This window comes from Bacillus sp. FSL R5-0576, assembly GCF_038004765.1.
GTDB lineage: Bacteria > Bacillota > Bacilli > Bacillales > Bacillaceae > Bacillus > Bacillus subtilis.
Genome location: NZ_JBBORU010000001.1, coordinates 1,897,458 through 1,918,637, shown reverse-complemented (window position 1 = coordinate 1,918,637; position 21,180 = coordinate 1,897,458). Strand labels below are relative to the sequence as shown.

General features: G+C 40.6%; 21 protein-coding genes, 3 pseudogenes and 1 riboswitch. Of the genes and pseudogenes, 14 read left to right on the top strand and 10 right to left on the bottom strand.

What is annotated here, in order from left to right:
- The first annotated feature begins 54 nt into the window (after positions 1-54).
- The 6 genes and pseudogenes from NX903_RS09485 to NX903_RS09460 all read left to right on the top strand — a co-directional run bounded on the left by NX903_RS09485 (position 55) and on the right by NX903_RS09460 (position 3,424).
- Positions 55-552, top strand: coding sequence for a hypothetical protein (locus NX903_RS09485; RefSeq protein WP_024571432.1), 498 nt, complete (start codon positions 55-57; stop codon positions 550-552).
- A 104-nt stretch (positions 553-656) separates the two neighbouring features.
- A pseudogene (locus tag NX903_RS09480) lies at positions 657-911 on the top strand (hypothetical protein).
- A gap of 33 nt (positions 912-944) precedes the next feature.
- Positions 945-1,089: pseudogene (locus NX903_RS09475) on the top strand (hypothetical protein).
- 24 nt (positions 1,090-1,113) lie between these two features.
- Positions 1,114-1,602, top strand: coding sequence for a DUF4944 domain-containing protein (locus NX903_RS09470; RefSeq protein WP_086343921.1), 489 nt, complete (start codon positions 1,114-1,116; stop codon positions 1,600-1,602).
- 122 nt (positions 1,603-1,724) lie between these two features.
- A complete protein-coding gene (oxdD, locus tag NX903_RS09465) occupies positions 1,725-2,903 on the top strand; it encodes an oxalate decarboxylase (protein WP_086343920.1) in 1,179 nt (392 codons plus the stop codon).
- Positions 2,904-3,118: 215 nt separating this feature from the next.
- The gene (locus NX903_RS09460) at positions 3,119-3,424 is read left to right on the top strand and encodes a membrane protein (RefSeq protein WP_004399414.1); all 306 of its coding nucleotides are present in this window, start codon (positions 3,119-3,121) and stop codon (positions 3,422-3,424) included.
- Between the two features lie 336 nt (positions 3,425-3,760).
- Here NX903_RS09460 and NX903_RS09455 read toward each other — a convergent pair whose 3' ends face one another.
- Positions 3,761-4,444, bottom strand: coding sequence for an SOS response-associated peptidase (locus tag NX903_RS09455; RefSeq protein ID WP_038829978.1), 684 nt, complete (start codon positions 4,442-4,444; stop codon positions 3,761-3,763).
- 256 nt (positions 4,445-4,700) lie between these two features.
- Positions 4,701-5,738 (bottom strand): polysaccharide lyase family 1 protein, encoded by a 1,038-nt coding sequence (locus NX903_RS09450; protein ID WP_024571748.1) that lies wholly within the window; start codon positions 5,736-5,738, stop codon positions 4,701-4,703.
- A gap of 172 nt (positions 5,739-5,910) precedes the next feature.
- Here NX903_RS09450 and NX903_RS09445 point away from each other — a divergent pair, with 172 nt between their 5' ends.
- Positions 5,911-6,588, top strand: coding sequence for a YoaK family protein (locus tag NX903_RS09445; protein ID WP_144486653.1), 678 nt, complete (start codon positions 5,911-5,913; stop codon positions 6,586-6,588).
- Positions 6,589-6,857: 269 nt separating this feature from the next.
- Positions 6,858-7,556: an expansin ExlX gene (gene exlX, locus NX903_RS09440; RefSeq protein WP_003231419.1), complete on the top strand. Its 699-nt coding sequence runs from the start codon at positions 6,858-6,860 to the stop codon at positions 7,554-7,556.
- A 36-nt stretch (positions 7,557-7,592) separates the two neighbouring features.
- Here the strand turns inward: exlX and hpaB are convergent, their stop codons facing one another.
- Positions 7,593-9,044, bottom strand: a complete 1,452-nt coding sequence (hpaB, locus tag NX903_RS09435) for a 4-hydroxyphenylacetate 3-monooxygenase, oxygenase component (RefSeq protein ID WP_086343919.1) — start codon at positions 9,042-9,044, stop codon at positions 7,593-7,595.
- 295 nt (positions 9,045-9,339) lie between these two features.
- Here hpaB and NX903_RS09430 point away from each other — a divergent pair, with 295 nt between their 5' ends.
- Positions 9,340-11,028 carry a methyl-accepting chemotaxis protein gene (locus NX903_RS09430; protein WP_086343918.1) on the top strand — a complete coding sequence of 563 codons (1,689 nt, stop codon included), beginning with the start codon at positions 9,340-9,342 and terminating at the stop codon, positions 11,026-11,028.
- A gap of 112 nt (positions 11,029-11,140) precedes the next feature.
- Here the strand turns inward: NX903_RS09430 and NX903_RS09425 are convergent, their stop codons facing one another.
- The gene (locus NX903_RS09425; protein ID WP_015251959.1) at positions 11,141-11,434 is read right to left on the bottom strand and encodes a YozQ family protein; all 294 of its coding nucleotides are present in this window, start codon (positions 11,432-11,434) and stop codon (positions 11,141-11,143) included.
- Positions 11,435-11,477: 43 nt separating this feature from the next.
- Complete coding sequence (locus NX903_RS09420) at positions 11,478-11,600, bottom strand: hypothetical protein (protein ID WP_014477000.1); 123 nt, start codon at positions 11,598-11,600, stop codon at positions 11,478-11,480.
- Between the two features lie 68 nt (positions 11,601-11,668).
- Here NX903_RS09420 and NX903_RS09415 point away from each other — a divergent pair.
- Positions 11,669-11,786: pseudogene (locus NX903_RS09415) on the top strand (hypothetical protein); the annotation flags it as partial.
- Positions 11,787-11,873: 87 nt separating this feature from the next.
- Entirely contained in the window at positions 11,874-12,278 is a 405-nt protein-coding gene (locus NX903_RS09410; RefSeq protein WP_015714052.1) for a UPF0715 family protein, read from the top strand.
- A 410-nt stretch (positions 12,279-12,688) separates the two neighbouring features.
- Here NX903_RS09410 and NX903_RS09405 read toward each other — a convergent pair whose 3' ends face one another.
- Together NX903_RS09405 and NX903_RS09400 are read right to left on the bottom strand one after the other, a co-directional pair.
- On the bottom strand, positions 12,689-12,982 hold the full coding sequence (locus NX903_RS09405) for a hypothetical protein (protein ID WP_015251960.1): 294 nt from the start codon (positions 12,980-12,982) through the stop codon (positions 12,689-12,691).
- A gap of 66 nt (positions 12,983-13,048) precedes the next feature.
- Positions 13,049-15,091, bottom strand: coding sequence for a molybdopterin oxidoreductase family protein (locus NX903_RS09400; RefSeq protein ID WP_086343917.1), 2,043 nt, complete (start codon positions 15,089-15,091; stop codon positions 13,049-13,051).
- 147 nt (positions 15,092-15,238) lie between these two features.
- A riboswitch (SAM riboswitch) is annotated at positions 15,239-15,330 on the top strand.
- A gap of 83 nt (positions 15,331-15,413) precedes the next feature.
- Between NX903_RS09400 and NX903_RS09395 the strand changes: the two genes are divergently transcribed.
- The 3 genes from NX903_RS09395 to NX903_RS09385 all read left to right on the top strand — a co-directional run bounded on the left by NX903_RS09395 (position 15,414) and on the right by NX903_RS09385 (position 19,271).
- Complete coding sequence (locus tag NX903_RS09395; RefSeq protein WP_086343916.1) at positions 15,414-16,448, top strand: 2-hydroxyacid dehydrogenase; 1,035 nt, start codon at positions 15,414-15,416, stop codon at positions 16,446-16,448.
- Between the two features lie 17 nt (positions 16,449-16,465).
- On the top strand, positions 16,466-17,929 hold the full coding sequence (locus NX903_RS09390) for an FGGY-family carbohydrate kinase (protein ID WP_086343915.1): 1,464 nt from the start codon (positions 16,466-16,468) through the stop codon (positions 17,927-17,929).
- Between the two features lie 97 nt (positions 17,930-18,026).
- Positions 18,027-19,271 carry an MFS transporter gene (locus tag NX903_RS09385; protein WP_041335442.1) on the top strand — a complete coding sequence of 415 codons (1,245 nt, stop codon included), beginning with the start codon at positions 18,027-18,029 and terminating at the stop codon, positions 19,269-19,271.
- A gap of 78 nt (positions 19,272-19,349) precedes the next feature.
- Here the strand turns inward: NX903_RS09385 and NX903_RS09380 are convergent, their stop codons facing one another.
- The 3 genes from NX903_RS09380 to NX903_RS09370 all read right to left on the bottom strand — a co-directional run bounded on the left by NX903_RS09380 (position 19,350) and on the right by NX903_RS09370 (position 21,072).
- A complete protein-coding gene (locus tag NX903_RS09380; RefSeq protein ID WP_086343914.1) occupies positions 19,350-19,883 on the bottom strand; it encodes a GNAT family N-acetyltransferase in 534 nt (177 codons plus the stop codon).
- A gap of 43 nt (positions 19,884-19,926) precedes the next feature.
- Positions 19,927-20,697 (bottom strand): hypothetical protein, encoded by a 771-nt coding sequence (locus NX903_RS09375; protein WP_086343913.1) that lies wholly within the window; start codon positions 20,695-20,697, stop codon positions 19,927-19,929.
- A gap of 66 nt (positions 20,698-20,763) precedes the next feature.
- Positions 20,764-21,072: a DUF948 domain-containing protein gene (locus NX903_RS09370; RefSeq protein WP_021481395.1), complete on the bottom strand. Its 309-nt coding sequence runs from the start codon at positions 21,070-21,072 to the stop codon at positions 20,764-20,766.
- Positions 21,073-21,180: the final 108 nt, after the last annotated feature.

The window sequence follows — 21,180 nt, the reverse complement described above, 5'->3', positions numbered from 1 at the left end:
CTCAAAATCAATTCTTTAAGGAGCGGCCAGTGAAAGGAAGGAGGGATAAATGAAGTGAAAAGGGTATTATTTTCTGTAATTGTTTTTACAGCAGTTGGGTTTACGTTTTGCCAATCAAAAGCGCATGCCCTGACTTTTACGGTGTTGCCTATTACACAAAAAACAGAACAGTGGTCAGTAAAAGTAAGTGAAGCAAAAAATGTAAAGGAATTTGCGAGACCTCAAAAAGGAGAATATCAAGTATATTCCTTGGAAGTCAAAAATATAGGGGAAAAAGCAGCTACAGTGGATGTGCAATTGTATAGAAATGATCCTGATTCAATCACAAGATTTTCACTTTTTGGATGCCTCGATGAAAATTGTGACAAACCAAAAGAAGATTCTAAAATGTTAGCTGAAAGTTTAAATGATGGCTCACCGCTGAAGTTCAATCATTTTATGCTGGCAGATAAGGCCTCTGAATTAGAGGTTGTGATTATTTGGACACAGAAGGGGCAAGAAGGACGCAATTTAAAACAGACCTTTAAATTCACTGAAGATGGCGTTAATTAGACAGTAAAGATGGAATGGCTTTGATGATTCGATCTCTTACTTTGCCTGAGGAAAAAACGAAAATAATTGTTGGAAAACCAATCATAGCTGAGTCAAATGTCAAAGTGACTGTGATTTATGACTATAGAGAAGAACCAGAGGAGGCCTTTTGGATACATTATCCGATGGGAGTGAAATGGTTGTCGATGATCACAAAGTCTTTATTGAATACGAATAGAGACTTTGTGACTGACTGCGTATTTCAGCATAATATGTTTACTGATAATGACAGTGACACCTAAACAAGTGCAGCCCGTTCATTATTAAAAAACTCTAATTTCGAAATTTTTAGAGTTCAATTTCAGTCAATTCAGTTATAAAAATAAAAAGCCCATTTTAAGGTTATTGACTCAATGAAACAAAAAATGCATTTAAGAGCTGTTAAAAGTTTTAATCTTGTCTTTAGAGAGCGCTTTAATTTAAGTCAAAAGTTTAAACAGCCATCTGTTTCTTTTTTATTTTCTTTTCAGTAACATTTTGATCATATTTTCCTACTAACGAGTTAGGAAAGTGGGGAAAAACATGAGAAAAAAGAACAATATTAAGAAATGGCTATTGATCATTGCTGGATTCTTGATCATCTGTATCACCACATTATTTGCAATGGTGTCAGGAAACAAAGTGAAATATGAGGGCAACGGGAAAAACGGACTGTGGATGTCTAACCTTGAAAAATCAGACAAAACTTCAATTGGACCCAATTATTTTCTAAATCTGTATTGGCAGGGGAGTAAGAAGGACGAAAAGAGGACTGTTGTTGAAAGAATTACTCTGTATGTTGATGGCGAAAAGTATCAAGATGATAACGTAGATGAGTACGACTTATCAGAGTACACAGGTGATGAAATGCCGGGTGGGGGACGCATGGAGGACCATATTGCCACCTTTGATTATATGCCTGAAGATGAAGTGATAGGACATGATGTATTAGTGAAAGTGGAGTGGAGGACAGGCCAGAAAAAACAGACAGAAGAAATCAAATTACATAAGAAGCCATGGTATAAAAAATAGCTTATTTGATGTATTTGTGACACATTCGTGGTCACTTTTTTATTTGCGGATTCCTAGGCACAGCAATCTAAGATTCTGCATAGGCTGAAATAAAATCTTGTTCATTTTCTAAAACGAGGTGCATGCTGTTGGAACAACAACCAATCAATCATGAAGACAGAAACGTGCCACAGCCTATTCGAAGTGATGGAGCTGGAGCTATTGATGCAGGCCCGCGAAATATAATGCGGGATATTCAAAATCCGAATATACTTGTGCCGCCTGTTACAGATGAGGGTATGATTCCTAACTTGAGATTTTCATTCTCTGATGCTCCTATGAAATTAGATCACGGCGGCTGGTCAAGAGAAATCACCGTAAGACAGCTTCCGATTTCGACTGCGATTGCAGGTGTAAACATGAGCTTAACTGCGGGAGGCGTCCGCGAGCTTCATTGGCATAAGCAAGCGGAGTGGGCTTATATGCTTTTGGGACGGGCACGTATCACCGCTGTTGACCAAGACGGACGAAATTTCATTGCTGATGTTGGTCCCGGCGACCTTTGGTACTTCCCAGCAGGAATTCCGCATTCCATACAGGGATTGGAACTCTGCGAGTTTCTGCTCGTATTCGATGATGGAAACTTTTCTGAGTTTTCAACGTTAACCATTTCAGATTGGCTTGCACACACACCAAAAGACGTTCTGTCTGCAAATTTCGGTGTCCCGGAGAATGCTTTCAACTCTCTTCCGTCTGAGCAAGTCTATATCTACCAAGGGAATGTGCCGGGATCAGTCGCCAGTGAAGACATTCAGTCACCATATGGAAAAGTCCCCATGACCTTTAAACACGAGTTGTTAAATCAACCCCCAATTCAAATGCCAGGGGGGAGTGTACGAATTGTGGATTCTTCTAACTTCCCAATTTCAAAAACGATAGCCGCTGCACTTGTTCAGATTGAGCCTGGCGCGATGAGAGAGCTTCATTGGCATCCCAATAGCGATGAGTGGCAATATTATCTAACAGGACAGGGACGAATGACGGTATTTATCGGAAATGGGACTGCCCGCACATTTGATTATAGAGCAGGCGACGTTGGATACGTGCCTTCTAATGCTGGACACTATATACAAAACACTGGTACAGAAACATTATGGTTTTTAGAAATGTTCAAAAGTGACCGCTATGCAGATGTGTCACTCAATCAGTGGATGGCATTGACGCCTAAAGAATTAGTGCAAAGCAACTTGAATGCTGGATCAGTCATGCTTGATTCTCTGCGTAAGAAGAAAGTGCCTGTTGTGAAATATCCCGGTACGTAAAGACTGAACCGATCATACAGTGGTCTTAAAGTAACTAGAGCTGGGTGTTGGCCTGTGTTTTATCAAATCCCTATATATACGTTATGTAGGGTTTTTCTGCTTGAATCGTATTGTAATGAGCTTTAAAATGTTAATGTGGAAATGATAACCACCCGCTAATGGAAATTCAATGGCCGATTTCTACCAGTTTGATTGGCTTTAAAGGAGGACAAGAAATGAAAGCACTCATATTTTTATCCAGTTTGACTGCCATTGGGAGCTCTATATTGGGGCGATGGTTAGGGATGCTGGATGATTCTTATGCTGTTGGCGATGCTTGGTTTATAGGTGTTTTAGCTGGATTGATTTCACTTCTAATATTGATTGACAGTCAAACGATGACAAAGAATTACATAGTAAGTTTAAGTACGATACTAGGCATTCTTGGAGTGGGATTTATATATTTTCCAGCTGCATTCATCAACATATTATTAAGTATTACACTGGATAAACAAAAGAAAGAAGACCTTCATGTAAGATGAAAGAAATTTCATTTAATTCTTAGGAGGGAAAGTGTATGGATTTACCTCTATGGGCTTATATCATATTTGCAATCACAGGTGCGGCAGGTTTCATAAGTTTAATGTGGTTCAGTTTTTTTGCTGACAAAATAGAAAAGTGAAGCGATTTTATAAAAATGTAAACTATTTTATATGAAAGGGATAACATTGCTTATTTAAGTTTACATAATAAAATTATTTCAAACTGATGCTAAAAATAACTAATTGATCTATGTACTAAATATTCATAATTACTAGAGGGATTGGCACCTAAGGAACAAAGCTATTTGACAAGTTCTTGCTAGAGAATTTCAATCACTACATATGATTTTCTGCATCAAGAAGCTCAGCTGAATTATTTTTGGGTGAATTTACTAATGATGAAACCTGGTATGCTTCCATGTCATCAGCATCATAAGGCAGCAGCAAACTTTGCAGATAATCAGGGCTTGTATTTTTGGGGTTAAGCCACTCCTTTTCATGATCATGGGCCAATATAACCGGCATTCGGTCGTGTATATCTTTCATGAACTCATTAGGCTCAGTTGTTATGATGGTGCAGGTATAAAGAGGATCTCCTTGATGTGTGCTCCACTTTTCATATAAGCCAGCAAACGCAAAAAGAGCAGATGATTTCAATTTGATCCGCATTGGGATTTTGGTTTTGGAATCAAGCCGTTTCCATTCATAAAAACTGTCTGCTGGTATGATGCAGCGTTTGCTGACAAGCGGTCTTCGAAAGGCCGGTTTCTCGGTAATTGTTTCGGCTCGAGCATTGATCATTTTATAACCGATCTTTTCATCTTTTGCCCAAGGTGGAATAAGTCCCCATCTAAGCTTGCCTAAGCGATTATTTGATCCATCATTGATGATTGCAAGGATGTTTTGTGATGGTGCGACATTATAGCTTGGCTGGTATTCACCTTTAGGAAAAAATTGATCGATGTCAAACTGGTCAATAATATCATCAAATGCAGAGTACAAAGTAAACCTGCCGCACATATCCATCATCCTTTTTAGGGGTTTTTGAATAGTTTGTGGGACGAACGTTCATTTAATACAGGTTCAGAACAATGATGTCTTTTTACTTGCGATAAACTGGTATAATAAGAAAGCCATTTAAGAAGTTATGTAGAAAAAAACATATGCTTTTTAGTTTGACCGACGCTGGATCTTGAAGGAGTTACAAGGATCGCTTAAAAATAGCCTATAAGTATAAAATGAGGCACAGCGTTTTTAACGCAGGGCCTCTTTTATATCAGTAGCCAAATACCAGAGTTGTACTTTGTGATCCGGCATATTTCGTGACAAATTCTTTTGTATATTCCGGCGTTTGGACACGATAGCTATAGTTTGACCCGGGGTTCCAAGAAGTCAGCGGAGAGGTTTGCTTGTTGAGTGATGGATAGCTGCCTATGTCTTTGAAATAACCAGTGCCCTTGTCGTCAAGGATGCCGCCTTTTTCACTGCCTTTCCCAAAGTAATTATATTCGGAATATATTTTTGCTTTTGTAGCAATTGTAATCGCCTGGTTAAAATTGTTGCTGTAATTGTTTTTAACATGAAAGTAACCGTATCTCATCAGACCTGGGCCTCTAACATACAAGTTCTCAAAATAATTATTGGCGATTGTCATGTGAGGGTAGCCGTCATATTGATGCTGAGAATCATCCGGGTATCCTAAAATCAAACCGTATTTATGATTCGCAAATTTTGAGTTGCTGATCGTGATATAATCTGCGGATTTTCCGATATACAGGAGTTTGTCCAAATCACTTCCGCTTGCACTATAGCTATGACCTGAGAATGTGACGTGATCAATCCAATAGTTCATACCGGAATCTAAATAAAGCTGGATATCATTATTTCCGTTAATCTGCGGACTGTGTTCAAACGTTAAATTTTGAAAAATGACATTTCCAGAAGCTGATGAAGTTGTTAAATAAATATTTTTCAGCGTTTTTTTCGCGTAAGAGCCCACGAGTGTTTTATTTGAGCCAATGGTAACTGTTGTTTTCGCAGATGCGGAAAGATCATTTTGAAGCACTAAAATTTTCGGAGTGGATCCTCCTAGGTGGGTTTTTAAATCATTTACGCTTTGAATGTAAACAATCTGCCCGTTTTTTCCACCCGTTGTGCCCGTTTTAGAAATGCCTTTTTCATTTTTGGCATTTCCGGCAAAACCTAAAAGGCCATTTGTTGAGGTGTTCGGAAAATCGGCTGCACCTAATGCTTTTCCAGGCAAGAGAACCAAAAACAAACTAAAGACGGTGAACCATAAACAAAGTCGTTTCATCACAATATGCTTCCTTTCAATTTTAATCATTTCCTTGCGGGGATTATTATTACAGTTAATGGAAAGGAATGATAGGTTCTATCTTCCTAATTAATGTTGGGTTACTTAAAAAATACAGATTGCGCCAAAAGACATACTAACAATTAAAATAGAAGAAAGGATTGATACACCGTTGACTGCAGCAGCTTATCGAAACACCTTGCTATCACTTTTATGTTTAACAGCTGGAATCGTGGATGTAATCGGGTATTTAAGCCTGGGACATGTGTTCACAGCTAATATGACTGGAAACATTGTATTATTGGGGTTAGCTATCGGCAAATCCATTCAGGTCACTGTTTTTAATTCCTTGACTGCGCTAATCGGATTTATATGCGGCGTGATCATTGCCACATTGATGGTCGGAAAGGCGGAAAATACCCTTTGGCCTTCTGCTGTGACAAAAGCCCTCGCACTTGAAGCATTCATTTTGTTTGTCTTTGCTTGTCTTTCTTATTACCGGGCTTTTGTTCCTGTGCACATTCTAATTATACTCATGAGCATTTCTATGGGGATTCAAACTACAGCAGCAAAAAAACTGGGGATCGCAGGTATTTCTTCAACTGTGTTGACCGGCACTTTGGCTTCTCTTTTAGAGGATATATCCGGCCGATTGTTTTTTAAGATGCAGAAGAAGACTTTCTTAAGAGATACTGTGTTAAGAGCACTGGCTATTATTTTGTATTGTGTGGGGGCTATTATTGTTGCTCTGGCTGAGCCTGATTTTTATCACTTCATTATTTGGGTTCCGATTGTGCTGATATTTGGCATTATGATGACAGCTAAGTTGAAACTGAGCGGGGAAAAATAGCTTTTCCTGTGTAGCTGTTATCAGGCCAACAGCCTGTTTCATTTCGTTATTGTAATGCGAATTTTGAGAGGGGAAAATAAGACATTCGGCTGAAGTGCACATTCGTTCATTTGTATTGGCTTTTTCATAAGTACCTACATTTGATATATGAATGATAGTGAATTTGCCTTAAAATCATCTATGAATCTATTTCCTCTTTCAAACCAGATGGATTGAGTCTTATAATGATAATGATTCTCATTTGAAGTCTGGTTTGAGGAGGACCAAATATGAAAAAGATCATGAGTGCATTTGTTGGTATGGTTTTGTTGACGATCTTCTGTTTTTCCCCGCAAGCTTCGGCAGCATATGACGACCTGCATGAAGGTTATGCAACGTATACAGGGTCAGGTTATTCAGGAGGAGCTTTCCTGCTGGATCCCATTCCTTCCGATATGGAGATTACTGCAATAAATCCGGCGGATCTCAATTACGGAGGAGTAAAAGCAGCACTTGCCGGCTCTTATTTGGAAGTTGAAGGGCCAAAAGGGAAAACAACCGTATATGTTACTGATCTTTATCCCGAAGGCGCTCGGGGAGCTCTTGATCTGTCACCTAATGCCTTCCGTAAAATCGGCAATATGAAAGACGGAAAAATCAATATTAAATGGCGTGTTGTCAAAGCCCCAATCACCGGCAATTTCACCTACCGGATCAAAGAAGGCAGCAGCAGGTGGTGGGCAGCAATCCAAGTCAGAAATCACAAGTATCCTGTTATGAAAATGGAATATGAAAAGGATGGTAAGTGGATCAACATGGAGAAAATGGACTATAACCATTTTGTGAGTACGAATTTAGGGACAGGCTCTCTCAAAGTCAGAATGACTGACATCCGCGGAAAAGTTGTGAAAGACACCATTCCAAAGCTGCCTGAAAGCGGAACGTCCAAAGCCTATACTGTACCGGGCCATGTTCAGTTTCCTGAATAAAAAATACGAAACAGCGGATCTTTTCCCGCTGTTTTTTCATTGTTCTGCATCTACATGTAAAAATGTTTTAATCATGTTCAACTGCTCCTGCTTTGGATAACTGGTATACAGCCTGCTTGAAATCCGAATAGGATCTCCGAAAAAATATCTTTCGTAGTGAGTTTGTCTAGTTCCGAATGAACTCATTGTTAAATCCCATGCCAAACGGAAAATTTTCACACGTTCTTCAGCATTTGTATTGGTTGCTTGAAGATATTGGTCAAGATCTTCCCGTATCTCTGAGTCAAATGCATTTTCGGTAGGCAGTGTCACCATTCCGCTAGCTCCAATTAATTGTATGATTTCAGTAAATCGAGGATATAGCTTAGGAATGATCGTACTGATGACTTGAAGAGGAATTAAACAGGGGCGCATATAGCCGAATTCATCTAACTGAGCATCATTTTCTGATTTGTCAATGAGCGCTTTGATTGTTTCCAATCCCACAATGATTTCTGAGAGCTTTTCTTGGATGTGCTGATATTCGGAAACATTAATGGTGTCGACAAGAAGCTGTGCAACACCTAATAGAAATTCAATTTTTATCATTTGCCTAATGACAACCTGGTGAAAGGTAAAGGCATGAAAGGAGCTTTTTGTCATAAAATCTTTAGCTGCTTCCACATTATCGTAAAAAAACACACGATTCCACGGCACTAACACATGATCAAAAACCACAATTGAATCCATTTCTTCATACCTTGAGCTTAAGGGATGATTAAAGGAAGAGTCGCTTAATACAAATGATTCTCTTGTGATGAATTTTACGCCTTTTGTATTAGAAGGGATTGAAAAAGCATAAGCTTCATCTGTTTCAAAGAAATATTTAGGCGCTGAAAAAACCAAGATTTCATCGGTCAACCCGCCTTGTGTTGCAAGCAGTCGTGCGCCATGAATCATTAAACCTTTTTCGGTTCTATCAATGACTTTAGCAGATATCGGTTTTTCACTTAGCCCAAAATAGGACTGTGACCGGTTCACTTGCGGAGTAATGAATGTATGGGTAAAAGAAAGGTCATGCTTAGCAGCTTGTTCATACATATCTAGTATATGTTCAGGAAAGCAATTCTCTTTATCTTTTAGAAGCTCCGCTGACGAAGCAAAGCTCATCATAACCGTATTCATGTAATCCGGACTTCTCCCCATCATTCCGTGAGTATGTCTAGCCCAATGTTCAATCATGGTCCTTCTTTTTTTCAAATCATTTTTGGTTTTAGGCTGGAGATAGGAAAGGCCGATTCGATTATGATCTCCAGGAAGGCAATAAGTCATTTCATGTATTAACTCATCCTTTGTTTGCAATTCATAAAGTGAGCTTTTTGTTTTGATTATTCCTTTAAATGCAGGATGCTCAGAAATGTTACCCTTTATTTTTTCGCCATCATACCATATTTCGTTTTCTAGTTTATTCAATCGGTCAATGAATTCTTTACCATTGATGATTCCCATTTTAGTGTATCGCTCCTTAAATGTATGCTGCGTATTGTCATTATATTTTCGAGAAAACAGCCTGTTCAGCCAATTTGAGATGGGAAAAGCCTTTTTTAGAAAAACGAAAAGAGTGACTTACGTTTTTCTGTAAGTTCAGAGACGTAAAGAATTTGCTTATTCATATGAGAATATCACTATAAAACTTGATAACCCGTGTCGATATTTTGGACATGGGCGTAAGCGAATTGGATTTAAACGCGCTTGAACATATTTTATTTCAGCCATTACATTGTGCGGAAAGGGAAAACGACACATGAAAGTGAAAACAAAATTGCTGGGGATTATATCAATATTAGTTGTTTCAATTATTGGAATTGGAGGCTCCTCAGTATTTATGATTTCTTCTACTGTGAAAAAGAATGAAGAACTTAAAGACAAAATGGAATTCCAAAAAGAGATAAAACACATCCAATATGAATTGACCGGGTTATCAAATGATGAAAGAGGCTTCTTGATTACCGGAGGAGACAAAGAATACGACGAGGGTATGAAGGAAAAAGCAGACGATGTCTTAAAGAGCCTTGACCGGGTTAATGACTTGATTGATGAAGAGAAGTATCAATCCAATATTGAAGACATTAAGACAAGTTTTACTCAGTATAGAGCTTTGAATCAGCAGGTAGTAACAGCCTACTCTTCAAATCCTAAAAAAGCAGAAACCATCCATTTTGGAGAAGAAAGAACATTAAGAAAAGAAGTCGTAGATCCGGCTGTCAATAAGCTGTCTGATCGCCTGGATCAAGAGGTAGAGGATCTAAAGGATGAAATACAGGGCAATGGGAAAATGAGTCAATGGCTCATCATCATTGTCACCGGGATATCAGTTATATTAGGCGTTGTTTTAAGCATAATGCTGTTAAAGTCTATAATGGTGCCCCTAAGAAGCATAAATAAGCAGCTGGATGAAATTGCACACGGCGACGCTGATTTAACCAAAAAAGTCATTGTGAAAAATAAAGATGAATTTGGCCAGCTTGCCCAATCGTTTAATTCTTTTACTCATTCATTAACTCAAATTGTGAAGCAGATCAGCAGCTCATCTGAACAAGTCGCCGCTTCCTCCGAAGAATTATCGGCAAGCGCGGAAGAATCGAAATCAACATCTGAACATATTTCCCGAGCCATGCAGATGGCTGCCGACAGCAATGTGAAGCAAAGCTCAATGACAGAAAAGAGCGCAGAATCCATCACTGAATTATTAGACAGTATATCATCAGTCGCTTCAAATACAGGGAACATAGCGGATCTTTCTTCTTCGATGAGAGACAAGGCTGAAATAGGCTCTAAGTCCGTCAACAAGATGTTAGATCAGATGAAATTCATTGATAAATCTGTAGATTCAGCCGGCAATGGATTGCAAACATTGGTAGCGAGCACAGCAGAAATCAGCGATATCTCTTCGCTTATCACGACGATTTCAGAGCAGACAAATTTGTTGGCACTAAATGCAGCGATCGAGGCGGCCAGAGCCGGAGAGCAAGGAAAAGGATTTGCTGTGGTGGCAGAAGAAGTTCGGAAGTTGGCGGATGAAACAAATAAATCTGCAAACCACATCCAATCGGTGGTAGCGACCATCCAAAATGAATCGATAGAAACGGTAAACAATATTAAGGTTGTTCAAGAAAATGTGAGCTCAGGTATTGTTCTTTCTCAAGAGGCAACAGGAAATTTCAATGAAATACTGAACCTTGTGGAACAGGTCACTTCTCAAATACAAGAAGTCGCAGCGGCAACTCAACAGCTTACATCAGGCGTTGAAGTGATTCAGCACACAGTTCATACATTGGCCGCTGGAACAAAAGAAACGTCTGCTAATACAGAAGCGGTTGCAAATTCATCACAGGAACAGCTTCATTCAATGGGGGAAATCTCCTATGCCGCAGAATCTCTATCTCAGTTGGCAGAAGAACTTCAAAAAGTCATTAATCGTTTTAAATATTAAACAGGCTACTTACGTGCAACCCCCATCCTATTCGGTGGGGGTTGGCTCTTTTACTGTGGTTGTTTCTAAAAACAGAGCTAACTGACCTTTTAAGTTAGCTCTGTTTGTATGGCTAGTCCAAATTTTGATCGATCGTCCCTTCAAAATAGTCATCACTGACCTGTTCATGAGTTTCAGCTAATCCTTTTTCTAATTGCGTGCTTCCTTTATAATCTGAGGGCTCAAAGTATTTCCCGGCAACATCTGTTGTGTCATTTTTGTTTTCTTTGTTATGAGTTTGTGTTTCAGTGTTTACACTTTCTGTCTTAGTATTGCTGCTTATAGATTGCTGAAAATCATATTCCTTGTCTAATGAAGAAAATCTTTTATAATCATCAGGTCTGTCTGCACCGTTTTTTTGAGTCACTTTACTTCCTCCAGATTATTGATATTTTAGTGGGGGTAAGAACTTATTTCGTTCTTTTAGGATCAGAACCATGTTTTTTGGGATCATCTGCTTTAAAAGCTGTTTCAGTCTCATGGTCATTTCTCATTTGTTCAATACTTGAATTTTGAATTCCCTTTTTACTCATTGGTTTCACTCCTTTACGAAAAGTGTTGAATATCAACTCTTCTTATTTTGTCTGTTGATCAGGTATTCATTCACTTTTTTCATTCGCGCTTTCGCCAATCAGGAGAGGCGTTTTCATGCCAGCGTATTATCTAATAAAAGAACGTCATTTTTGAAACCTTTTATCAGCGCATTGCGTATAGCACGTTGGGGAAGACATCTCGATAAAAGAAATACAAAGGTTGTGAATTTATACTAACAGCACTGTGAATAAATCAAACAAGGGGGTGAAAAAATGAAAAAAATTGCATCATATTATTTAATGACATTAGGGCTATCCAGCCTTACATTTGGTTTGTTTTTAGGATTTTATTCTTTTGTTATGTATGGCGATATGATAATTGCATTGTTTACGGCTGCAATTGCTTTATTATACGGTTTTGTGGTGTATGGCCTTTTTGCTGTTCCGCTCCAAATGAAGTTGCAGAAAAAAGCGAGAACATTCAATGTCATGTACCTATTGATTTACAGTGTGGTTGCTTTTATCGCAGCTTTCTTGTTTTTTGTTATCAATGAACCTGCGTCAATAGCATGGACATTGCAATCGTATTTTTATTATATGTTAAGTATTGCGGCTGCAGTGATTTACTGGTTATGGGATTCTCTGATCCTTTATAAACGAACAGCTTCCGGCGTATAAAGCAAATCAGGCTAACGTAGTTTTACCAATCGGAGATATATGGAGGTCAATAAAAATAAAGGGTATTGCACTAACATTGCTGCCTGAATCTAAAAGCTTTAGGTTTCATATTTTTTTAAAAACCCTCCGCGGATAAAGGCGCAGTATGGGGACATAATGAGAGCACACATTCAAACCGAATAGGTTTTCTAAGTGTTTTACGATACATACGTTCATCAAGATCATCACGTCATCAATGGAATATACAAACTATTGTTGTGGAACGGGCATCTCGAGCTGTTTGAGGAAAGAACATAGATGGTGGTTTATCGTTTTATCAGCGCTTATCGAACAAAGTTTTGGTGGCGGTCAATCCATACAGCTAAACAGAGGAGAGCGTGACAATGAATCTCGCTCTCCTCAGATTTGTTTTATTCACCCTGATGTTTTTCAACTAATGTGAATGTCCAATCTTTTAACATATGTTTCTGGACATATTTTTTTCCGTTTATTTCAATGTAAGGCAGGTCTGCCATGTCTCCAGCTAACTGTTTTGCTTCAGTCGTTGTTATTCCTAAAAAAAGTCCGATGTAAAAGTAAATATCCCGTTCTTTTATAAGCAAGATATCATTTTGTTCACTACCTTTTGTATGGTTCATCTGCTTTAAGCCTTCACCGATAAAATATCCTGCCAAAGCAATACCAATTCCTAAAAAAACGTCCATGTGTATGCCTCCATTATGTCAATGTTATGTTATACGGGCTTGGCATACTCCGGGTTTCATTATTTTTCAAACCTTTTCAATCTGTACACGGCCTGAAAAAAAGGTGGCGCCGCCGCCCATATCGGACAATCGGTCTGGGGTTAGCGCGTTTACAAGCTGTTTTTTTCCTTGTTCATCCGCCCATAATCCTTGGCTGACAACGACACCTGGCAGCACTTGTTCTCCAACTGCAGCGGTCAGCTGGCATTCTCCTCGGCTGTTCCAAATTCGTACAGGTGCCCCATCAACGATTCCGTGTTCTTCAGCATCTTTTGTGTTGATAAAGAGCTTTGGCGTCTTTTCAAGCTTGATGTGTTTTTCATTATTGGAAAATGTTGAGTTTAAGAAATTATGGTTTGGCCCCGGAACATACATAAACGGATGTTCATTATCGGTTACAAGAGGTGTATATGTCGGTAAAGCAGGGAAGCCGTCTTGTTTCATTTTTTCTGAATATAATTCTATTTTTCCGCTTGGCGTTGGAAGTTCGCCCGGAAACAGCGGCTTTTCGCGTTTTGCTTTCATAAATGAATGCTTAGTGAGTGCATCGTAATCAATCTCTGCCAAATGCGGATTATCTGGATGGTCAAGCGCCTGGCGGATTAATACTTCATCTGAATCTTTAAGCTCCTGGTCTGTGAATCCCATGGCTTCAGCCAGTAATCGGAAAACCTCAGTGTTAGACTTGCTTTCCCCATATCTCTCAATCACCGGCTGCTGAAGCTGAATGTAATGGTGCCAGTAGGAGGTGTAAAAATCAGTATTTTCAAAAGCGGATGTTGCAGGCAGTACAATGTCCGCATATGCCGCCGTTTCCGTTAAAAACAAATCATGAACCACAGTAAACAAGTCTTCCCGCAGCAAGCCCTGTCTGACTTTGTTTGCTTCGGGTGCGACGACGGCAGGGTTCGTTCCGTAAATAAATAGAGAGCGAATCGGCGGGTCTGTTTCCAAAAGCACCTTGCCAAGCTGATTCATATTAAACGACCTCGGGGTGCGCCCTTTCAATAAGTCGGGCCGCTGCAAGGCATTTGTGTTATATTCTAAAATTCCGCTGTTATGCTTAATTGCGCCGCCCCCTGTGTGCAGCCATTGGCCGGTGATCGCCGGAAGACAGGCAATCGTCCTTACAATCATCCCGCCGTTATCGTGATGCTGGGGTCCGTTTCCGATTCTGATAAAAGAAGGGGAGGTTTCCCCGTACATTTTTGCCAGTCGGTAAATATCTTCGGTACTGATACCGGTGATCGTCGATACCTTTTCAGGATCATATTGTTTCACGTGTTCACGGAGCTCTTCATAGCCAATCGTGTACTCAGACAGAAATGCTTCATCATGAAGGTTTTCTTTAAATAAAATGTGCATGATGCCAAGAGCAAGTGCACTGTCGGTTCCCGGCTTTATCGGAATAAACCAATCTGCGAGACGTCCTGTTTGATTTTTATGCACATCGATCACGACAATTTTGGCACCTTGTTTTCGCGCTTTTTGGGCAATCGTAATTTGGTGCATATTTGTGCTGACCGCGTTGATTCCCCAAAAAATAAATAGTTTTGTATGAATGGTTTCCTCAGGATCGATTCCCGCGCTTATGCCCATTGTATATTTATAGCCTTCAGATCCCGCTTTGCTGCAAATCGTCCGTTCAAGCTGGCTTGACCCCATGCGGTAAAAAAAGCGGCGGTCCATTCCTTCAGCTGTCAATTTCCCCATATTTCCGTAAAAGCTGTAAGGAAGTATGCTTTCAGCTCCCTCTTCATCAATCAGCTGTTTCCAGCGGGAGGTGATCGTATCGATTGCCTCTTCCCAAGAAATCGGTTCAAATATCGCTTGGCCTTTAGCACCTGTTCGTTTGAGCGGTGTAGTCAGCCGCTTTTCATCATATATGCGCTCCGTCATATTCCGGACTTTGTTGCATATGTTTCCGGCTGTGACAGGATGATCAGGGTCTCCTTGCACTTTTACGATCTTCCCGTCTTTTTTATGTATTAACAATCCGCACTGATCCGGGCAGTCCAGCGAGCAAACGGATTTGAAAATGCCGTTTTGTTGTGTGGCAAAAGATTTCATGGCCCAGTTCCTCTCTCTAGTTAGATATTTTGTAAGAATTATAACATTTCGGATCATAACGTCAATTCTGAAAAAAGAGATTGACATCAATCTGAGACTTCTTTATGATAAACGTATTCTTTATTCTGAAAATTACATACTCAACATTTTCTATCCAGAGAGGTGGAGGGACTGGCCCTATGAAACCTCGGCAACATTATTGTGCCAATTCCAGCAAGCGTCAGCTTGAAAGATAGGAAAGCAAGGTTTATACCGGCGTCTGCCTGTAACAGAGCGCGCCTATATATGAATCTCTTTCCATCTTCGGAAAGAGATTTTTTTTATGAAAAATACGATGAAAAGGATGTTTTGCACCATGACGGTTTTGGTTACAGCACCGTACAACGAAGAAGGACGAAAAGAGCTAGAAAACTTGTTTGGCTCAGTTGCTTATCAATCTTGGAAGGAACAAGGCCGGGCATATCGGGAAGATGAACTCATTCAGCTGCTAAAAGCAACAAATGCGACAGGCTTGATTACTGAGCTTGATCAGGTAACAGGCAGCGTATTTGCTTCTGTTCCCGAACTTTCATTTGTCGGTGTTTGCAGGGGAATGCCCTCCAATGTGGATGTGGCAGCTGCCTCAAAAAGAGGCATACCTGTTTTTTATACACCAGGGCGGAATGCACAAGCCGTTGCTGAAATGTTTATTGGAAATGTGATTACCTTTCTCCGCCATACCAGCGTCTCGAATCAATGGCTGAAGGATGGAAAGTGGGACAGGGATTACCTACAGGCTTATGTCAAATTTAAAGGAAATGAATTATCAGGAAAAACGGTTGGCATGATTGGGTTCGGGGCGGTTGGCCAAAGGATTGCAAAACTGCTGACTGCGTTTGACTGTAAAATAAAGTATTACGATCCATACATTCAAGACGATCATCCGCTGTATGAAAAAGTATCTCTTAAAACGGTGTTTTCAGACAGTGATATCGTTTCTGTACATCTGCCTCGTACTGAGGAAACACTTGGACTTATTGATCGGAAGTATTTTGATCTGATGAAACAGAGTGCGATTTTCGTCAATACTTCAAGAGCAGTTGTTGTAAACCGTGAAGATCTTTTATCTGTATTAAAAGAACATAAAGTCAGAGGTGCGATATTAGACGTTTTTTATCATGAACCTCCAGAGGAATCAGATTATGAATTGATTTCATTGCCTAATGTTCTGGCAACACCGCATCTCGCTGGAGCAACATTTGAAGTGGAGGATCATCACGTGACGATACTGAATAACGCCCTCAAAAAGTGGAAGGGTGAAAAAACTCTTAATATTCCGACAATGTATAACAAGGACGCACTGAAAACAGGGGTATAAGAAAGGAGGCTAAGAGAATGAAAAAACAAAAAGGCTATCTCGTTTTTGATATTGGCACAGGCAATGCGAGGGTAGCGGTCGTGAGTGTAACTGGCAGTGTTCTAACAGTTGAACGGGAGGACATCGAGTATTCCACAGAGACGCTTTACCCGGACAGCCGTTATTTTTCTCCTCAGGTGCTGTGGAAGCAGGTGATGGATTTGGCAAAACGTGCGCTATCCCGTTCGCGTGATATTGACATCATTGGTTTGACATCGACGAGCCAAAGACAGGGGATTGTTTTGATTGATCAAAACGGCAATCCTTTTCTCGGGCTGCCGAACATCGATAATCGCGGCCGAGAGTGGGAGGCGGGCATTCCCGATCGGGAAGAGATATACAGCCGCACAGGCCGCCTGCCAACCGCACTTTTTTCTGCGCTCAAGCTTTATGGATTAAAACAGCGCCAGCCCTCTTTATGGGAAAAGACTGCAAGCTTTACAAGCATCAGTGATTGGGTGACGTACCAACTGAGCGGAATATTAACATATGAACCATCACAGGCAACAGAAACCCTGCTATTTGATGTGAAGCAAAACACTTGGTCAGAAGAGATGTGCGACATTTTCGGCTTTTCTCCATCTATCCTTCCGCCTCTTGTAAGAGCGGGAACAGCAATTGGAACGATAGCAAATGAATATGCATCCGAATTAGGCCTTTCAATAAATGCTAAGGTTATAGCAGGGGGCGGGGATACACAGCTGGCTGTCAAAAGCACCGGAGCTGGACTTGAGGACATTGTCATTGTATCAGGGACAACAACGCCAATAACCAAAATTAGTGCGGATCATGGCGACACAAAACATAAAGCCTGGCTGAACTGTCATACAGATCAAGGGCATTGGCTTGTGGAAACGAATCCGGGAATTACCGGCTTGAATTATCAAAAATTAAAACAGATTTTTTATCCGAATGAAACGTACGACGTCATGGAGGAGGAGATTTCTGCACTTGCAAAAGAAGACCATGCATGTGTAGCGGCTCTCGGCTCTTATTTATCGGCTGAAAAGAATGCATTAACGAGAGGCGGTTTTCTTTTTGATGCCCCGCTGTCAGCACATTTAAAGAGGGCACATTTTGTACGTGCAGCGCTAGAAGAAATCGCATTTTCAATCAAATGGAACTTTGACATTTTAACAGAGGTTACTCCGTTTGAACGTGACTATGTTTGGGTGTGCGGAGGGGGATTCCAAAGCAAAGTGCTCACTCAATATATCGCGGATCTTCTTCAAAAAAAGGTCTATGTCCAAGAGGGATATCATCAGGCATCTGTCGTTGGTGCTGCAGTCATTTGCAATGAAACCTTTCAATTAACGGAGGAGATGTCAGCAAATGTCCAGGTGATTGAACCGAAGGACTGTCAGACAGAATTGGCTTTATATGAGAAATGGAAGCAAACACAGCGCTTTTTTTCAGGTTCAGAAAGCAAAGTATTAATTTAAGGCGGCATTTCTGCTGTTTTGAGGAATCATTTAATTTTCAACTTTAATAAGGTAATACGGTAATTGATTGATATGAGCATCTAAGGAGGAGACAGACATGTTGGATAAAATAGGAATACCGAAGCGGCTTGCCTGGGGATTTTTAGGGGTTGTTTTGTTTATGATGGGAGATGGCCTTGAACAAGGCTGGCTCAGTCCTTTTTTGATCGAAAACGGGCTCACCGTTCAGCAGTCCGCTTCTATTTTTAGTATATACGGAATTGCGCTTGCCATAGCTTCCTGGTTTTCGGGTGTATGTCTCGAAGCATTTGGCGCAAAACGAACGATGTTTATGGGGCTGTTGTTTTATGTGATCGGTACAGCTGCTTTTATCGTATTTGGATTTGAACAGCTGAACCTGCCAGTGATGTATGTGACTTACTTCGTAAAAGGGTTAGGTTACCCGCTTTTTGCTTATTCTTTCTTGACATGGGTCATTTACAGAACACCGCAAAGCAAACTGAGCACTGCTGTCGGCTGGTTTTGGATTGCATATTGCCTCGGCATGTTTGTGTTCGGCGCTTGGTACTCAAGCTACGCGATCAAAGCGTTCGGTTATTTGAATACGCTTTGGAGCTCTATTTTCTGGGTATGTCTCGGTGCATTCTTTGCATTGTTTATCAATAAAGACCGTTTTGAAAAGAAGAAAAGAAAAAGATCAGAAACAGCCGAGGAGCTTTTAAAAGGGGTTACGATTTTATTTACAAATCCGCGCGTGCTTACAGGCGGAATCATCAGAATCATCAACAGCATTGGTACATATGGTTTTCCAGTCTTTTTGCCGATGCACATGGCCCAGCATGGAATCTCAACCAATGTGTGGCTGCAAATTTGGGGAACGATTTTTCTGGGGAACATTGTGTTTAACCTTATCTTTGGTATTGTCGGCGATAAATTCGGCTGGAAAAATACTGTTATTTGGTTCGGCGGAGTCGGCTGCGGCATTTTCACCCTCTTATTATACTACGCACCTGTTTTCTCCGGCGGAAGCTTAGCGGTTGTCAGCGTGATCGGCTTTATTTGGGGCGGTTTGCTGGCAGGCTATGTGCCGATTGGTGCAATTGTGCCGACGGTGGCAGGAAAAGATAAAGGGGCAGCCATGTCTGTATTGAATTTGGCTGCAGGTTTATCAGCGTTTGTCGGCCCTGCACTCGCTTGGCTGTTCATCGGTCTCGTCGGCGCGCAAGGCGTCGTCTGGATCTTTGCGGTCCTTTACCTTGCAAGTGCGGTCTTGACGAAATGTATTCATATACCTGAGGAAAAAGCAGTTAAGGAGGAATCATCTCCTCAATATGCATCTTAATTAGAAAGCGCCCTGTTTGAGGGCGTTTTTTATCTTTTTAAAGGAAAGGGGATGTGCGCACAGACCAAGAGAATGCCGTCATTCTCTTGGTTTTACAATAGAGTACACATTTGTATCATATGGAGTACCATTTTGATACATGTACTGTCTTAAAACACCTTCTTTTTGATACCCCATTTTTAGAAGCAGACGATTTGATGCTTCATTAGCGGTAAATACAACTGCGCCAATACGCGTCAGTCCAAGGGCAGAAAATCCGTAAGATACGACCTTTGAAAGCACTTCTGATGCAAATCCGTTTCGCCAATGCTCCGGGATGATTTCATAACCGATTTCCGCGCGCCTATGCTTTTGGGCCAGAGCGTGAAAGCCAATTGTTCCGATCAGTTCTTTCGTGTCCCGTCTTTCAATTCCCCACCGTATACCGCGTTTTTCTTGATAGAGGGCAGCAAACGTTTGAATCATTGAAATGGCCTGTTTTATAGATTCCATGTTTTCAAGCCCATAATAGCGTGTCACCTCATCGTTTGAGAAACAAGCAAAAATGGCTTCCGCATCCTGATCTGTGATTTGCCTAAGTATAAGCCGATCCGTTTCTAATATAGGAAACATTCAACCACTCCCCACGTTTGTGTTTTTGTTTATCATATCCCTTTTATTTCCTCTTTTCTATAGCGAAATCAACCAATGCAGCAAAGGAACGAATTTGTGTTTCTAGTTGCTCTTTGTTTTTGCTGAATTGTTTCAAACGATGGCCGTTCGCGCCTGATGGATGGGGAAAGCCGTTAAGGCAAATCAAATTCTGGAGGCTGTGCTGTCTGATCAATGTTTCACATACTGTTTCGGCCGCTTTTCCTAACGGAATGAGAAGAGCTGGTCCCGTCACATGGTTAAGCTCCGCAGGGAAGTGTCCAAAAGCATAAGTGCTTAGGATAGGAGAATGAGTGATAGCCGGTTTGTATCCGGTATAGTTTTTTTGCTGGATAAAGACAGGATATTTAATAACGGAAGTTGTATGGAGCATATGCCGTAATTCTCCAAAAAGCTTTGCGGCGCTTTGAATGCCGAAAGCTTGCGGCAGCCCGCATAAATCCAGCATGGTGATAAGGTTATGTCTCATCGACCCGGAGAAACCCGCTGCTATTTTTGTATCTACCGCCATTTGCTTAAGAGTGCGGCCTTGCCGCAGACTTTCGACGGCTGTTTCGTACGCTGTTTTCATCTGGGAAAAACCCGGCGTGATCCCGGCAATCACAATCGTAGCAGTCCGATTGATATATTCATTATGAGGTGAATAGTAGATGTCAAGTTCATTTTCTTGATGGAGATGAAATGGAGAAATAAGTAAATCCGACTTTGTAAGTGAAGAGGGAAGAGAATGTAGTTTTTCTGCGAACTCCTTTAAGCAGCTGCGGTTTACAATCATGCGAAAGCCTCCTCAAAAAATGATATCCCATTGTCCATTCTGATCGAAACAACGGGATATCATTCATCATGACCTGCTATTTAAATGGCCAGCCTGCCACACCTCTTTAACGGCTTTAGGAACTTCTTTTACTTCAGCTGCGGTCTGCTGAAACGCGGATTTTTTCATTTGGACATCCTGCTGAATCTTCTTTTGTTTTTGCGTCAGCAGCTCTGTTTCTGTTTTTAATCCTTCGATTTGTTTTTGCATAGCCTGCGTAACAGAGGAAAGCTCCTTTAGTGCAGGGTCCATTTTTTTCTTGTTTTGAATCACGGTAACTCCTAAGAAGATAATAGAAACTGCTAATACTGCAAGACTGATATAAACTATAATCATATGTTCACTCCTTTTCTTATGTCATTACCCTGTATCCGTTTTTTTAATCAGAAGAAATGATATTTACACAGTTCGTTTGATTTGCGTATTGGATGTATTGTACTTATA